Raw genomic sequence first — 15,422 nt, 5'->3', positions numbered from 1 at the left:
AGTCTCCTTTCACGCCGACTCTCGGTTGTCTGACAAGGAGCTACTCTATGAAACTGACTTCCCCCCTTCACCTATTGGCGGCCGCGTCTCTGGCTGCGGTGAGTTTCTTTACCCAGGCGGCTGACGTCACCGTCGCCTACCAGACCACCGTTGACCCGGCGAAAGTCGCCCAGGCCGACGGCGCATACGAAAAAGCCACCAACGCCAAAATCGACTGGCGCAAATTCGACAACGGAGCCGACATCATCGCCGCCATCGCTTCCGGCGACGTGCAGATCGGCTACCTCGGTTCCAGCCCTCTGACGGCTGCAATCACCCGCAAAGTCCCGGTAGAAACCTTCCTCATCGCCACCCAGATCGGCGCCGCTGAAGCCCTGGTCGCTCGCGACGGTTCCGGGATCAAAACCCCACAAGACCTGATCGGTAAGAAAATCGCCGTGCCGTTTGTTTCCACCGGCCACTACAGCCTGCTGGCCGCGCTGAAGCACTGGAACATCGACCCGTCGAAAGTCACCGTCCTCAACCTCGCACCACCGGCGATCGTCGCCGCCTGGAAACGCGGTGACATCGACGCCACTTACGTCTGGGACCCAGCACTCGGTGTGGCCAAGGAAAACGGCAAAGTACTGATCACCTCCGGCGAACTGGCCAAGTTCGGCGCGCCGACCTTCGATGCCTGGATCGTGCGTAAAGACTTCGCCGAGCAGCACCCGGAAATCGTGACCGCGTTCGCTAAAGTGACCCTGGATGCCTACGCCGACTACCGAAAAGACCCGAAGGCCTGGCTCGCCAACCAAAGCAATGTCGACAAGCTGGTGAAACTCTCTGGCGCCAAGGCCAGCGACATTCCATTGTTGCTGCAAGGCAACGTCTACCCGCTGGCGGCTGATCAGGTGATCACCCTCGGCGCGCCGACCACCAAGGCCATCACCGACACCGCCGCGTTCCTCAAGGAACAAGGCAAGGTCGAGGCCGTCCTGCCGGATTACGCCCCCTACGTCAGCGCCAAGTACATCACCAACTGATCGGGAGTTAACTGCGATGGCGTTGCTACAACTGGAGCGCATCAGCGCACAGTACCCCGGTGCCGCCGAACCGGTACTGGCGGATATTTCCCTGAGTCTTGGGCCCCAGCAATTGTTGGTCGCCCTCGGCCCGTCCGGCAGTGGCAAGACGTCGCTGTTGAACCTGATCGCCGGTTTCGTCGAGCCTAGCGCCGGGCGCATTACCCTCGATGGCGTGCCGGTCAAAGGCCCGAGCGCCGAACGCGGCGTGGTGTTCCAGGATGACGCGCTGCTGCCTTGGCAGGACGTGTTGGCCAATGTCGGTTTCGGTCTGGAACTGGCCGGCATTTCCCGGGACAAACGCGAAATCCGCGCCCGGGAAATGCTCGCCTTGGTGGACCTTTGCGGTTTCGAAAACCGTCGAATCTGGCAACTCTCGGGCGGCCAGAAGCAGCGTGTCGGTCTGGCTCGCGCCCTCGCCGCCGACCCTCGGGTTTTGCTGATGGACGAACCCTTCGGCGCCCTCGATGCCTTCACCCGTGAACAAATGCAGGAATTGCTGCTGCAAGTCTGGCAGCGCACCGCCAAGCCAGTATTTCTGATTACCCACGACATTGAAGAAGCGGTGTTTCTCGCCACTGACCTGATTCTGCTGGCGCCAAACCCTGGGCAAATCGTCGAGCGCCTGAGCCTGGATTTCGCTCAGCGTTACGCCGCCGGCGAGTCGGCTCGATCGATCAAATCCGACCCGCGCTTTATCGAAACCCGCGAACACGTGCTCGCCAAAGTGTTCTCCCAACGCAGCACCGCCCAGGGGCAGGAGCGCGCATGAGCAGCTATGAAATTCCGGCCGCGACGGTAAAAAGCAACGGCCGATCGGTGGGCATTCCGGTACGTCGCAGCCTCAGCACTCGGTGGATCAGTGTGCTGACGCTGGTCGCGCTTGTTGTCATTTGGTGGGCCGTCACCGCCACTGGCATGATCGAACCGCTGTTCCTGCCACCCCCCTCCGCCGTGCTGCAAAAAGGCTGGCTGCTGGTGACTACCGGCTACATGGATTCGACCTTGTGGCAGCACTTGGGCGCGAGTCTCAGCCGAATCGGTTTGGGCCTGGGTTTCGCGGTGCTGACCGCCGTGCCGGTCGGCATCGCCATCGGCCACAACCGCATCGCTCGCGGCATTCTCGATCCGCTGATCGAGTTTTACCGCCCTATCCCACCCTTGGCTTATCTGCCGCTGATCGTGATTTGGTGCGGCATCGGCGAGTTGTCGAAAGTCTTGCTGATCTACCTGGCGATTTTCGCCCCGATCGCCATCGCTACCGCGACCGGCGTGCGCACCGTCGACCCGGCCAAGTTGCGCGCGGCGCAGTCGTTAGGTGCGACCCGGGCGCAGTTGATTCGCCATGTGATTCTGCCCAGCGCCTTGCCGGACATTTTGACCGGTGTACGCATTGGCCTGGGTGTGGGTTGGTCGACGCTGGTCGCCGCCGAATTGATCGCCGCCACCAGCGGGCTGGGCTTCATGGTGCAGTCGGCCGCGCAGTTCCTGGTTACCGATGTGGTGGTACTGGGGATTCTGGTGATCGCGTTGATCGCCTTCGCCATGGAAATGGGCTTGCGCGCCCTGCAACGCAAACTGGTGCCGTGGCATGGCCAGGCTCACTAAAGACTTGTCATTGACCATGCCGACAGCTCGGCACCCCGGATTGAAGAGAACCACCATGAGCCACCTGAAAGTCGTCCCCCTCAGCTCCGCCCTCGGCGCGCAAATCAGCGGCGTCGACATCAGCCAGCCGCTGAACCTGGAACAACGCGATGCCATCGAGCAGGCGTTGCTCAAGCATCAGGTGCTGTTCTTCCGCGACCAGCCAATCGAGCCACAGCAACAAGCGCGATTCGCCGCCCATTTCGGCGACCTGCACATTCACCCGATCTACCCAAATGTGCCGGAACAGCCCGAAGTGCTGATCCTCGACACTGCCGTCACCGACGTGCGCGACAACGCCATCTGGCACACCGACGTGACTTTCCTGCCGACCCCGGCCATGGGCGCAGTACTCAGCGCCAAGCTGCTGCCGGAGTTCGGTGGCGACACACTGTGGGCCAGCGGTATCGCGGCGTATGAAGCGTTGTCCGCGCCGATGAAAACCTTGCTCGAAGGGCTGACGGCTACCCACGACTTTACTCGCTCGTTTCCGCTGGAGCGTTATGGCAACACGCCGCAAGCGTTGGCCCAATGGGAGGAAGCGCGCCGCAAGAATCCGCCGTTGTCGCACCCGGTAATCCGCACGCATCCGGTGAGCGGGCGCCGGTCGTTGTTCGTCAATGAAGGCTTTACGTCGAAGATCAATGAGCTGTCGGAGACTGAGAGCGAGGTGATTCTGAAGTTGTTGTTTGCTCACGCGACACGACCGGAATTCACGATTCGCTGGCGTTGGCAGAAGGACGACGTGGCGTTTTGGGATAACCGCGTGACCCAGCATTACGCCGTGGATGATTACCGGCCGGCGCGGCGAGTGATGCAGCGGGCGACGGTGCTGGGGGATGTGCCGTATTTCCGGTAACCCGATCGTTCCCACGCTCTGCATGGGAACGATCAGTTAGAGGTCACTCCCCCGTCGAAGGCTTCTCCCAAAGATTAATTCCACCTTCCTGGGCAAATCGGTCAATCTCCGCCAATTCCTCCGCGCTAAAGCTCAAATTCTTCAACGCCCCGACGTTCTCGACAATCTGCTCCGGACGGCTCGCACCGATCAATGCCGAGGTCACCCGCGGATCGCGCAACGTCCAGGCCAATGCCAGCTGCGCCAGACTCTGACCGCGACGCTTGGCGATCTCATTCAACGCACGCACATGAGCGATGTTGGCTTCGGACAGGTGCGATGCCTGCAACGAACCACCGCCCGGACGATTGACCCGCGCATCCGCCGGCACACCGTTGAGGTACTTGTCAGTCAACAAACCCTGAGCCAGCGGCGTGAACGCGATCACGCCCGTCCCGAGTTCGTCCGTCGTATCCAGCAGGTCTTTTTCCACCCAGCGATTGAGCAGGTTGTAAGCCGGTTGGTGAATCAGCAACGGGACTTTCCACTCTTTCAGCAGCGCGGCCATTTCACGGGTTTTAACCCCCGAGTAGGACGAGATGCCGATGTACAGCGCCTTGCCCTGTTGCACGGCGGTAGCCAGTGCGCTGGCGGTTTCTTCCAGCGGCGTGTCCGGGTCGAAGCGGTGGGAGTAGAAGATGTCCACGTAGTCCAGACCCAGGCGTTGCAGGCTCTGATCAAGGCTGGCCAGCACGTATTTGCGCGAACCGCCGCCCTGACCATAAGGGCCGGCCCACATGTCCCAACCGGCCTTGCTCGAGATAATCAGCTCGTCGCGATACTGCTTGAAGTCTTCGCGCAGCAAACGTCCGAAATTGATCTCGGCGCTGCCATACGGCGGGCCGTAGTTGTTGGCCAGGTCGAAATGGTTGATGCCCAGATCAAACGCGGTACGCAGCAACGAACGCTGGGTGTCGATCGGCGTGCTGTCGCCAAAGTTGTGCCACAGGCCCAGAGACAGTGCTGGCAGCACCAGCCCGCTGCGCCCCACGCGGCGGTAAGGGATGGAGTCATAGCGGTTTTCGGCAGCGGTGTAGGTCATCGAATCCTCTCTTGTCTGTCTTGAAGTTGGTATCGACTGCTTTGCAAGTTGCCCAGCATACGCCCAGACAAACGCCGATAAACCTCGGACTCGAGAAAATGCTGAAACGTTTCACAGATTCTTGATCCACCCAGGTTTACGCCGACAACTCCCGCAGTGCGGCAGCAGCCAAAAAGCCAGACCTTGAGCTATATCGCTGATCCCGTCTAACCGTTTGGTCGATACGTTCAAGCAATTGCTCAGGCAGCGTGGCATTGAACCGCACCGACTTGCCGAAGTAAGGCGTGATATCGAATTCGACCACACCCCACACGCCGCCTGCGTAATCAGGGTTATCAAGATGAGCGTCAATCTCACGCACCTGCGGCAGTGGATCGCCATCGGCCACCAAGCCTTCAGCATCTGCTGAGCAGCCAGAAGACATCTCCCGCGTCGTGTCCTTCCTGGTCGGCCCGGATTCGGCTGGGTCAATGGGCAGATTTTGCGGGTTAATGGCGGGCTGGTTTAACTAAGCTCACACTGACACCGCAGTCTTGATCGTTCCCACGCTCTGCGTGGGAATGCAGCCCGTGACGCTCCGCGTCACTGGACGCGGAGCGTCCCTTGAGGCATTCCCACGCAGAGCGTGGGAACGATCAGGCAACACACATTTGAAGGGCGGAACACACCATGCACACCACCATCATCATCACCTTCGGCCTGATCCTGCTGGCGCTGATGCTGTTCATCGGCGAGAAAATCGGTTTCAGCCGCCAAACCCTGACCTACAGCTTTGTCGTGCTGTGGTTCGCGCTGACGTTGATCAACGGTGCAGTCGGCATGGTCAGCGCTGGCCAGCCCTTTAGCACGGAGCTGGTAGTCGGCAGCGCAGTATTCGGCGTGCCGGTGGTGGCGATGGTGCTGTTCATGGTGTTGAGCGCCGAAACCTGAAAAGGGCCCGGCGCCACCGGTTCTCGATCAACGCACCAAATGCAAAAACTGCATGTGCCGTTCGTACTGATCGAGGATGTCGTTGATGATCTGCTCCTTGGTGTAACCCACCAGATCGTAGTCCTGACTGCCCTCGCTCAAATGCACTTCGGCGCGGTAGTAACGACGGTTGTTGAGTTCCTTGGAACCCATGCCGCCACGGGCAAACGATGGCGTGAAGTAGCCACGCATCTGCACCTGATAGATAAACGGATGCTCCTCGCCGTGACCGATTTCCAGGCTGACGTTGTCGTTGGCCGGGTCCGGCTGAGTGACCACGTTCAAACCCTTCTCGACGAACACCGCCGAGACGTCTTCAATCGCCGGGCGCACCGTCGTATCGAGGAAGCGGTAAACCTCATCGCGAGATGGGAAATGCACGGCCTGAGTCAAGCGTTGACGCCAGCCGCCACGTTTCGATCCGGATACCGGTGCCAGGGAATGCAGCTGCGCGATCTGCTTCTGCGACTCCAGATAGAACGCTTTGTGCAGCCCCCACATCATCAGCAGCAAAATCATGGAGAACGGCAACGAGGTCAGCACCACCGCTGACTTCAGCGCATCAATGCTGCCGGAGAACAGCAGTGCACTGGTCACCAGCGCCGTCATTGCCCCCCAGAACACCCGCAGCCATTTCGGCCCGTCTTCATCCGGGTTGCCGCCCTTGGCGGACAGCGTCGACAACACCACCGTGCCGGAGTCGGCCGAGGTGACGAAAAACACGAAGCTGATGAACACCGTCACTGCGATGACCGTTTTGCTCCACGGATAGGTTTCCAGCAGCAGGTAAAGGGTCATCGACGGATTGTCGATGGCCGACATGCCGAGGGTGCTCATGCCGTGGTTGAGGACTTGATCGATGGCGCTATTACCGAAGATCGACATCCACGCCAGGGTGAAGCCGAGCGGAATCAACAGCACACCGAAGACGAATTCGCGGATGGTCCGGCCACGGGAAATCCGTGCGATGAACAGGCCCACGAACGGCGACCATGCAATCCACCAGGCCCAGTAGAACACCGTCCAACCGCCCAGCCAGTCGCTGGGTTTGTCGTAGGCGTACAGGTCGAAACTCTTCATCGGCAACGCGCCGAGGTAGTCGCCGATGTTCTGGATCAAGGTGTTGAGCAAATGCTGAGTGGGGCCGGCGAACAACACGAACAGCAGTAGCGCGCAGGCCAGCAGCATGTTGATGTCGGACATCACCCGCACGCCTTTGTCGACGCCAGACACTGCAACGATGATCGCCGCGCCCATCATCAGCGTGATCAGGCCGACCTGAACCCACTGGGTGTGAGCGATGCCGAACAGGTAGTCCAGACCCGAGTTGAGGTGCAACACGCCAAAACCCATGTCGGCACCGAGGCCGAACACCGTGGCGATGATGCCGAAGCCGTCCACTGCGTAGCCGATCGGGCCATTGATGCGCTTGCCAATCAGCGGATAGAGCGCCGAACGCAGGGCCAGTGGCAGGTTATGTCGATAAGCGAAGTAGGCCAGTGCCATGCCGACGAAGGCGAACACGCCCCAGCCGTGCAGGCCCCAGTGCAGAAACAAAATCTGCATCGCCTGACGCGCCGCATCCGCCGTGCCTGCCTCGCCTTGCGGTGGTTGCGACAAATGGGTCAGCGGTTCGGACACGCAAAAGAAAAACAGCGTGATGCTGATCCCGGCGGCGAACAGCATGCCGGCCCAGGACAGGTAACTGAATTCGGGTTCGTCGTGGTCGGCACCGAGCTTGATCTTGCCGTAGCCAGACAAGGCGGTGACCACCACGAAGACCAGATACAGGGTCATCGCGAGCATGTAATACCAGCCGACCGTGTTGGCCGCCCAGTTTTGCGCTTCCAGCAGCCAGGCACCGGCCTGTTCAGGCAAGGCAATAACCACAATGCCGAACAACAGAATGAAACCCGCGGCAAAGTAGAACACCGGCGGATTCATGCGGACCTGGCCGCTTGGAGGGGTGGAAGGCGCACTCATGAAAGGCGCACCTCAAGGGGGTGGAACAGGGCAATCAGTAACGGACTCGGCAAAGGCAAGCCTCCTGTTGTGAGCGGGCAGCAAACCGGCGGTTTAACTTGAATGTGCGTTCAAGTTAAACATGGATAGGGCGCTAAGGACTAATCGCAAGGCTCGGCGGCATGTTTTGTACGCTAGCTCAAGGAAGGGTATGACGCTGCGGGGAACGCATGATCGTTCCCACGCTCTGCGTGGAAATGCAGCCCGCGACGCTCTGCGTCACATCGATGTCAGGCACTACATAGGCGGTGGCCCTGGAACGCGGAGCGTCCCTTGAGGCGTTCCCACGCAGGAGCGTGGGAACGATCAGATGGGGGGGCCTACTTCTGCGCCCCATCATCATGCTGCAGATTCGCCTGCGTCAGGTTGCACCCGGCCGGTACGCTGCGGGTGAGCCAGACATTGCCGCCAATGGTAGAGCCCTTGCCAATGGTGATCCGCCCCAGAATCGTCGCCCCGGCATAGATCACCACATCGTCCTCAACAATCGGATGCCGTGGATGGCCCTTCTGCAGCTGGCCGTCCTCATCCGCCGGGAAGCGTTTGGCGCCCAAGGTCACGGCCTGATAAATCCGCACGCGCTCACCAATAATTGCCGTCTCGCCGATCACCACGCCCGTCCCGTGATCGATGAAGAAGCTGCGACCAATCTGCGCGCCAGGGTGAATGTCGATGCCGGTGGCCGAGTGGGCGATTTCCGCGCTGATCCGTGCCAGCAACCGCAATCCGGCGCGGTACAAATGATGGGCCAGACGATGGTGAATCACCGCCAGAATCCCCGGATAGCACAGCAACACTTCGTCGACGCTGCGAGCCGCTGGATCGCCGTGATAAGCCGCCAGCACGTCGGTGTCGAGCAGACTGCGCAGCCCCGGCAATGCGAGGGCGAAGTCCTGAATGATCTGAATCGTTTTGGCCTCGACTTCGGTGTCGGCCTGGTCACTGTGGCGAGCGGCGTAGCGCAATTCGAGTCGCGCCTGAGCCAGCAACGCGTTCAACGCAACGTCCAGCGTGTGACCGACGTAGAAGTCTTCACTCTCCTCACGCAAGTCCACCGGGCCCAGGCGCATCGGGAACAACGCGCCACAGAGCGCTTCGAGAATCTGCGCCATGGCCGCTCGGGAGGGCAACTCGCGACCGCCCTGTTCGGTGCTGGCGCGGCCATTTTGTACGCGCCACTGGTCACGCGCCGTGCGCAGTTGACTGACGATGGTCTGCAGTTGCCAATGACTGGAACGCTCGCTCACGGTAAAAACTCCTCACGGGCGGCCGGACTGTCTGGCCGCGTTAACGGGGATTACTTTACGGCATGGTCCGGAAGGCGAATTAAGAACCGATTGTGCTGTGCTCAGTTCTTTTGGGTATAAGTCGATTGCCGGGTTGCCCCGCTAAATAGGCGTGCCTATAGTCCTGTCAACTCCCTCCGCCAGTACGGACCCCATGATCAAACAACAGCTTGCCCGCTTTAACCGTCTCGACCTGCTCGGTCATCCTACCGCCCTGGAAAAACTCGAACGCTTGTCGACCTGGCTGGGCCGCGATGTGTACGTCAAGCGTGATGACCTGACGCCGCTGGCCATGGGCGGCAATAAGCTGCGCAAACTCGAATACCTGGCGGCCGATGCGCTGGCACAAGGTGCCGACACCTTGATCACCGCGGGTGCGCTTCAGTCCAATCACGTGCGCCAGACCGCCGCCATTGCGGCCAAGCTTGGCCTGGGCTGCATAGCGCTGCTGGAAAACTCCTTGGGTACCGACGACGCTAACTATGTCGGCAACGGCAATCGACTGTTGCTGGACCTGTTCGATGCCAAGGTCGAGTTGGTGGAAAACCTCGACAACGCCGACGAGCAATTGCAGGCTCTGGCCGACCGTCTACGCAACAACGGCAAGAAACCGTACCTAGTGCCGATTGGTGGTTCCAATGCATTGGGCGCTTTAGGTTATGTGCGTGCCGGGCTGGAGCTGGCTGAGCAGATCAAGGACACCGGGCTGACATTCGCCGCCGTGGTTCTGGCCTCGGGCAGTGCCGGGACCCACAGCGGTCTGGCGCTGGCGTTAAGTGAAGTACTGCCGGATTTGCCAGTGATTGGTGTCACGGTTTCCCGTAGTGATGAAGATCAGCGCCCGAAAGTCCAGGGCCTCGCCGAACGCACTGCAGAGCTGCTGGGCGTGAGCCTGCCAGCGAGTTTCAAGATCGAGTTGTGGGACGAATACTTCGGTCCACGCTACGGCGAGCCGAATGCCGGGACACTGTCGGCGGTGAAGCTGGTGGCGAGCCAGGAAGGGCTGTAGCTCGACCCGGTCTACACCGGCAAGGCCATGGCCGGGTTGCTCGACGGAATCGGTCGCCAGCGGTTCGATGAAGGTCCAATCATTTTCCTGCACACCGGTGGGGCACCGGCATTGTTTGCCTACAAGGACTTTTTGTAGCTGATCGTTCCCTCGCTCCGCGTGGGAATGCAGCCGTGACGCTCCGCGTCATTGGACGCGGAGCGTCCCTAGAGGCATTCCCACGCAGAGCGGGGGAACGATCTCGATCTCCGGCCTTATATTCAATAAAAGAATAAAAAACGTAATATTTGTTATTTACCTATCTAAAAACAACGTCATATAGTCGCGCCGCAGGCGAATTTGCAGCGAGACGCATACGCTGCTTTAGGGCAGGATATCGCAGTCGTTCAAATCCCGAATTTGCCAACTTTCCTAAAGCGTCTTCCATAAGAAAACACAGGGGCTTGTCATGAATTTTTCCGCACTACGTCGAAACCTGCTGGTTGGTTCGCTGGGCCTGGCGCTGAGCGCCGGTCTGTTGGGGCAAGCAGTTGCCGGTGAGCAGCTGCAAAAAATCAAAGACGCTGGCGTTATCAACGTCGGCCTGGAAGGCACTTACCCACCGTTCAGTTTCGTCGACGCCGACGGCAAGCTGGCGGGCTTCGAAGTCGAATTCTCCGAAGCCCTGGCCAAAGAGCTGGGCGTGAAGGTCAAACTTCAACCGACCAAATGGGACGGCATCCTCGCAGCGCTGGAATCCAAGCGTCTGGACGCGGTGATCAACCAGGTGACCATCTCGGACGAGCGCAAGAAGAAGTATGACTTCTCCGAGCCGTACACCGTTTCCGGGATTCAGGCGCTGGTTCTGACCAAGAACAAAGACACCATCAAGACCGCCAATGACCTGGCCGGCAAGAAAGTCGGTGTGGGCCTGGGTACCAACTACGAACAGTGGGTGATAGCCAATGTGCCGGGCGCTGACATCCGCACCTACGAAGATGACCCGACCAAGTTCCAGGACCTGCGCGTCGGCCGCATTGACGCCATTCTGATCGACCGTCTCGCAGCGCTGGAATACGCCAAGAAGGCCAAGGACACTACCGCCGCCGGCGAAGCGTTCTCCCGTCAGGAAGCCGGTATTGCCCTGCGCAAAGGCGAGCCTGAGTTGCTGGCAGCAGTGAACAAGGCGATCGATAAACTGCGCGCCGATGGCACCCTGGCCAAGCTCTCGGAAAAATACTTCAACGCTGACGTCACTAAATAATGGAAGAAGCTTTCCAACTTGCGCTGGACTCCGCGCCCTTCCTGCTGAAGGGCGCGTATTACACGGTAATCTTGAGCTTGGGCGGGATGTTCTTCGGCCTGGTGATGGGGTTTGGTCTGGCGTTGATGCGCCTGTCGCGCTTCAAACTGGTGAGCTGGATCGCCCGCATCTACGTGTCGTTCTTTCGCGGCACGCCGTTGCTGGTGCAACTGTTCGTGATCTATTACGGTTTGCCGCAATTGGGCATCGAGCTTGATCCGTTGCCGGCCGCCCTGATTGGCTTCTCGCTGAACATGGCGGCCTACGCCTGCGAAATCCTGCGTGCCGCTATCAGTTCCATCGAGCGTGGCCAGTGGGAAGCCGCCGCGAGTATCGGCATGACCCGCGCACAGACCCTGCGCCGGGCCATCCTGCCGCAAGCGATGCGTACGGCTCTGCCACCGCTGGGCAACAGCTTCATTTCGCTGGTCAAGGACACCGCGCTGGCAGCCACCATTCAGGTGCCGGAACTGTTCCGTCAGGCGCAGTTGATTACCGCCCGTACCTTTGAAATTTTCACCATGTACCTTGCCGCCGCGCTGATCTACTGGATTCTGGCCACGGTGCTTTCGCACCTGCAGAACCAGTTGGAAGCACGGGTCAATCGGCACGACCAGGAGTCCTGACCCAATGATTGTCGTGGAAAAACTGACAAAGCAGTTCAAGGGTCAAGTGGTGCTCAACGGCATCGATCTGGAAGTGAAGGAAGGCGAGGTGGTGGCGATCATCGGGCCCAGTGGCTCGGGCAAGACCACGTTCCTGCGGTGCCTGAATTTTCTGGAGGAACCCACCAGCGGCCGGATCAAGGTCGGTGATATCGAGATCGATGGCAGTCGTCCGCTGAACCAGCAGCAAGGTCTGGTGCGACGGTTACGCCAGCACGTAGGTTTCGTGTTCCAGAGTTTCAACCTGTTTCCTCATCGCACGGCCCTCGAAAACGTCATCGAAGGCCCGATCGTGGTGAAAAAAATCCCACATGCCGAAGCCGTTGCCTTGGGTAAAAAGCTCATGGCCAGGGTTGGCCTGGCAGGCAAGGAAGACGCTTACCCGCGACGCCTTTCCGGTGGTCAGCAACAGCGTGTAGCGATTGCCCGTGCACTGGCGATGGAACCGGAAGTGATTCTGTTCGACGAACCGACCTCAGCGCTCGATCCAGAGCTGGTAGGTGAAGTGCTGGCGACCATCCGCAGCCTGGCCGAGGAGAAGCGCACCATGGTCATCGTCACCCACGAAATGGGCTTTGCCCGGGACGTGGCGAACCGTGTGGTGTTTTTCGACAAGGGTGTGATCGTCGAACAAGGCGAAGCCAAGGCGTTGTTTGCCAATCCGAAAGAAGAGCGGACCAAACAGTTCCTCAGCAAGTTCTTGAATAACGCTCATCACTGAAACACCGTCCCACCACTTATTAACTTCCATGGATGGAAGTGATCACTACCCCGTTAATAAAATCTCTCGGCCCGCCCGAACAATAGATATTTACTCAACGCTGCGTGCGGTACATATATATGTCCTGCAACAGATTAACCTCGCCTAAAATCCGTCAAAACCAGCCTCCCCACCGAACTGATCTCGCCGTCCAGAACGCACTCAAAGCCCATAAAATCGCGGTCAAGTTCGACAGAGCGGTGCAGCTTATTAACTTCAATGCGTAGGATCTTTCTGAATAACCCTAGATACCCTACTTAACTAGCCAGCTCTATTGACACCTATTCAAGCGCACTCTTATCTAGTCTCCAGCAGGCGTCGAATCTCGAACTCATTCATTATTTGATTCGTAAACGGTGAACAGTTTTATTGCTCGGCAATTCACGCCTTTCGAACTTTCAGAAACGGACTTCGCTGCAGGCTTCAAGGAGAAACCCCATGACAAGCACTTCGAACAAACCCGAACTTGCGGCCCCGACCCTGGCGCAATCTCACAAGACCTGCATCAACATCAACTCGGCGGCTCACCTGCTGATTGACGTGGCGCCCTACCCCGGCATGGACGAAGGCGACCTGATCGAACTGTTCTGGGATAACTGCTACGTGGCCTCCAGAGGGCTTACGGCCCACGATGTCGGCCAACCGGTCCAACTGCGTGTGCCCGAGAGCTTCATCGCCAATGGCACCTCGCGTGTTCACTACCGGATTATGCAGATCGGGCAAGGGCCAACCCTGTCAGCCGCCAGCCGCGTGCAGATCAAACTCGACTGCCCCGGTGGCCAACCGTCTGCGCGGTGCGGCGATGAAAACCAGAGCCTGGAACCCGTGAACATTCCCGAGACCATTCGCCGTCAGGGGGTCAATCCGAACCAGATCAAGCGCGGGGTTCCGTTGACCATCGAGCCTTACCTGAACATGGCCGCCGACGACGAAATCACTCTGCGCTGGGGCGATGTACGTATGGATCTGCCACGACTCAAGGCAGGCGATGTCGGCAAGCCGATCCAGGTCTGGGTGCCTGCGGCGATCATTCTCGAAGCCGGCGAAGACCTGCGGCTGGAAGTGACTTACTGCATCCTCGACCGGGTGGGTAACAACTCCCGCTGGGCACCGCCGCGGATGCTGAAGATCGGCTGCGCCAATCCCTATCTGAAAGTGCCGTTGAAAGAGGAGCTGAAGGCAGCAGAACCCCGCAAGGAGTGAAAACACCGCCGCCCCTGTGGGAGCGGGCTTGCTCGCGAAGAGGCCGTATCAGTCACCATCAATGTTGCCTCACACACCGCCTTCGCGAGCAAGCCCTCTCCCACAGGGGGCGCGTTCAACCTCTTGAAGCGTCTTCTATGCATATTCCTAAAAGTTAGTTCATTTATCTTTTATACGCGCTTAGGGTATATGCACCGGACCACCGGACATTCTTGTTTTCGTTCGTCGCAACCCTCGCGGCGTTTCCATGAGATGTGAGGTAGGTATGGTCCGGAACACAATCACCCCAGTGCAGATCGCCAGGGCATTGCGTGCAGCCAAGGAGCGGCACTGATGTCCAGTCTGGCAGATGCAATCGTCCAGAGTGATCTGGACATCGCCCCGCTGTTGTTGCCCGCGCAGGTCTTGCGCAACGACGCACAAGCCATCAAGGCTGCCCATGAATTGGCGCAAGTCGCCCACCAGCATGCGGCCAAACGCGACCAGCAGCGCAAGCTGCCGTGGTCGGAAATCGAACAGTTCACCCGCAGCGGCCTGGGCAGCATTGCGATCCCGCGTGAGTACGGTGGCCCACAGGTTTCGTTCGTCACCCTTGGCGAAGTATTCGCGATCATTTCCGCGGCCGACCCGGCCTTGGGACAGATCCCGCAGAACCAGTTCGGCATTCTCAATCTGGTGCTCGGCAGCGCCACAGAATCGCAAAAAAAACAGCTGTTCAAAAGCGTGCTCGACGGCTGGCGAATCGGTAACGCAGGACCTGAGCGCGGCACCAAAAACACCCTTGAGCTCAAGGCACGAATCACCGCTGACGGTGACGGCTTCGTTGTCAACGGGCAGAAGTTCTATTCCACCGGCGCCCTGTTCGCCCACTGGATTGCCGTCAAGGCGCTGAACGACGACGGCAAGCAAGTGCTGGCCTTCATCCGCCGCGGTACACCGGGCTTGCGCATCGTTGATGACTGGTCGGGCTTCGGTCAACGCACCACCGCCAGCGGCACCCTTTTGCTCAACAACGTGCAGGTCGACGCCGAGCTGGTGGTGGATAGCTGGAAGATCAATGACAGCCCGAACATTCAGGGCGCTGTGTCGCAGTTGATACAAGCAGCCATTGACACCGGCATCGCCCGGGGCGCCATCGACGACGCCATCGAGTTCGTGAAAACCCGTGCCCGGCCGTGGATCGACGCCAAGGTCGAACGGGCCAGCGACGATCTCTATGTGATTGCCGACATCGGCAAACTGAAGATCGAATTGCACGCCGCCGAAGCGCTGCTGCGCAAGGCCGGGCAAGTGCTCGATCAGGTCAACGCCGCGCCGCTCACCGCCGAGTCTGCCGCCCGCGCCTCGATTGCCGTGGCCGAAGCCAAAGTGCTGACCACCGAGATCTCGCTGCTGGCCAGCGAAAAGCTTTTCGAACTGGCCGGCAGCCGCGCCACCCTCGCCGAATTCAACCTCGACCGCCACTGGCGCAACGCCCGCGTGCACACGCTGCACGACCCGGTGCGCTGGAAATACCACGCCGTCGGCACTTATCACCTGAACGGCACGCTACCCGCTCGCCACTCCTGGATTTAA

At 59.5% G+C, this 15,422-nt stretch carries 13 protein-coding genes and 3 pseudogenes; 12 read left to right on the top strand and 4 right to left on the bottom strand.

The window, feature by feature from the left end:
- Positions 1 to 47 precede the first annotated feature (47 nt).
- From tauA to tauD, 4 genes are read left to right on the top strand one after another with little or no spacing between them, the layout of a single operon-like run.
- Positions 48 to 1,025: a taurine ABC transporter substrate-binding protein gene (tauA, locus tag ACYZTR_RS02145; protein WP_461976077.1), complete on the top strand. Its 978-nt coding sequence runs from the start codon at positions 48 to 50 to the stop codon at positions 1,023 to 1,025.
- 16 nt (positions 1,026 to 1,041) lie between these two features.
- Positions 1,042 to 1,836, top strand: coding sequence for a taurine ABC transporter ATP-binding subunit (gene tauB, locus ACYZTR_RS02140; protein ID WP_461976075.1), 795 nt, complete (start codon positions 1,042 to 1,044; stop codon positions 1,834 to 1,836).
- Positions 1,833 to 2,672: a taurine ABC transporter permease TauC gene (gene tauC / locus ACYZTR_RS02135; RefSeq protein WP_461976073.1), complete on the top strand. Its 840-nt coding sequence runs from the start codon at positions 1,833 to 1,835 to the stop codon at positions 2,670 to 2,672. The genes tauB and tauC overlap by 4 nt, the downstream gene beginning before the upstream one ends.
- A gap of 55 nt (positions 2,673 to 2,727) precedes the next feature.
- Positions 2,728 to 3,570, top strand: coding sequence for a taurine dioxygenase (tauD, locus tag ACYZTR_RS02130; RefSeq protein WP_461976071.1), 843 nt, complete (start codon positions 2,728 to 2,730; stop codon positions 3,568 to 3,570).
- Between the two features lie 43 nt (positions 3,571 to 3,613).
- Here the strand turns inward: tauD and mgrA are convergent, their stop codons facing one another.
- Together mgrA and ACYZTR_RS02120 are read right to left on the bottom strand one after the other, a co-directional pair.
- A complete protein-coding gene (gene mgrA / locus ACYZTR_RS02125; protein WP_461976069.1) occupies positions 3,614 to 4,651 on the bottom strand; it encodes an L-glyceraldehyde 3-phosphate reductase in 1,038 nt (345 codons plus the stop codon).
- Positions 4,652 to 4,787: 136 nt separating this feature from the next.
- Positions 4,788 to 5,051: pseudogene (locus ACYZTR_RS02120) on the bottom strand (type II toxin-antitoxin system HicB family antitoxin); the annotation flags it as partial.
- 7 nt (positions 5,052 to 5,058) lie between these two features.
- Between ACYZTR_RS02120 and ACYZTR_RS02115 the strand changes: the two are divergent.
- Both ACYZTR_RS02115 and ACYZTR_RS02110 read left to right on the top strand, forming a co-directional pair.
- Positions 5,059 to 5,159 (top strand): annotated as a pseudogene (locus ACYZTR_RS02115) (3-ketoacyl-ACP reductase); the annotation flags it as partial.
- 161 nt (positions 5,160 to 5,320) lie between these two features.
- Positions 5,321 to 5,581: a hypothetical protein gene (locus ACYZTR_RS02110; RefSeq protein WP_461976067.1), complete on the top strand. Its 261-nt coding sequence runs from the start codon at positions 5,321 to 5,323 to the stop codon at positions 5,579 to 5,581.
- Positions 5,582 to 5,608: 27 nt separating this feature from the next.
- Here ACYZTR_RS02110 and betT read toward each other — a convergent pair whose 3' ends face one another.
- Both betT and epsC read right to left on the bottom strand, forming a co-directional pair.
- Complete coding sequence (gene betT / locus ACYZTR_RS02105; protein WP_461979553.1) at positions 5,609 to 7,564, bottom strand: choline transporter BetT; 1,956 nt, start codon at positions 7,562 to 7,564, stop codon at positions 5,609 to 5,611.
- Positions 7,565 to 7,962: 398 nt separating this feature from the next.
- The gene (gene epsC / locus ACYZTR_RS02100; RefSeq protein ID WP_461976065.1) at positions 7,963 to 8,889 is read right to left on the bottom strand and encodes a serine O-acetyltransferase EpsC; all 927 of its coding nucleotides are present in this window, start codon (positions 8,887 to 8,889) and stop codon (positions 7,963 to 7,965) included.
- A 193-nt stretch (positions 8,890 to 9,082) separates the two neighbouring features.
- Here epsC and ACYZTR_RS02095 point away from each other — a divergent pair.
- From ACYZTR_RS02095 to ACYZTR_RS02070, 6 genes and pseudogenes are all read left to right on the top strand, one after another.
- A pseudogene (locus ACYZTR_RS02095) lies at positions 9,083 to 10,075 on the top strand (D-cysteine desulfhydrase).
- Positions 10,076 to 10,385: 310 nt separating this feature from the next.
- Complete coding sequence (gene tcyJ, locus ACYZTR_RS02090) at positions 10,386 to 11,180, top strand: cystine ABC transporter substrate-binding protein (protein ID WP_461976063.1); 795 nt, start codon at positions 10,386 to 10,388, stop codon at positions 11,178 to 11,180.
- Positions 11,180 to 11,845: a cystine ABC transporter permease gene (tcyL, locus tag ACYZTR_RS02085; RefSeq protein ID WP_461976061.1), complete on the top strand. Its 666-nt coding sequence runs from the start codon at positions 11,180 to 11,182 to the stop codon at positions 11,843 to 11,845. Before tcyJ ends, tcyL begins: the two co-directional genes overlap by 1 nt.
- Positions 11,846 to 11,849: 4 nt before the next feature.
- Positions 11,850 to 12,605 (top strand): L-cystine ABC transporter ATP-binding protein TcyN, encoded by a 756-nt coding sequence (gene tcyN, locus ACYZTR_RS02080; RefSeq protein ID WP_461976059.1) that lies wholly within the window; start codon positions 11,850 to 11,852, stop codon positions 12,603 to 12,605.
- 477 nt (positions 12,606 to 13,082) lie between these two features.
- Positions 13,083 to 13,847 (top strand): hypothetical protein, encoded by a 765-nt coding sequence (locus ACYZTR_RS02075; protein ID WP_461976057.1) that lies wholly within the window; start codon positions 13,083 to 13,085, stop codon positions 13,845 to 13,847.
- A gap of 333 nt (positions 13,848 to 14,180) precedes the next feature.
- Positions 14,181 to 15,422, top strand: a complete 1,242-nt coding sequence (locus ACYZTR_RS02070; protein ID WP_461976055.1) for an SfnB family sulfur acquisition oxidoreductase — start codon at positions 14,181 to 14,183, stop codon at positions 15,420 to 15,422.

Source organism: Pseudomonas sp. Hz4 (genome assembly GCF_054898165.1).
Note: the sequence above shows the minus strand (reverse complement) of the source record. Positions and strands in the feature narration are given on the sequence as shown.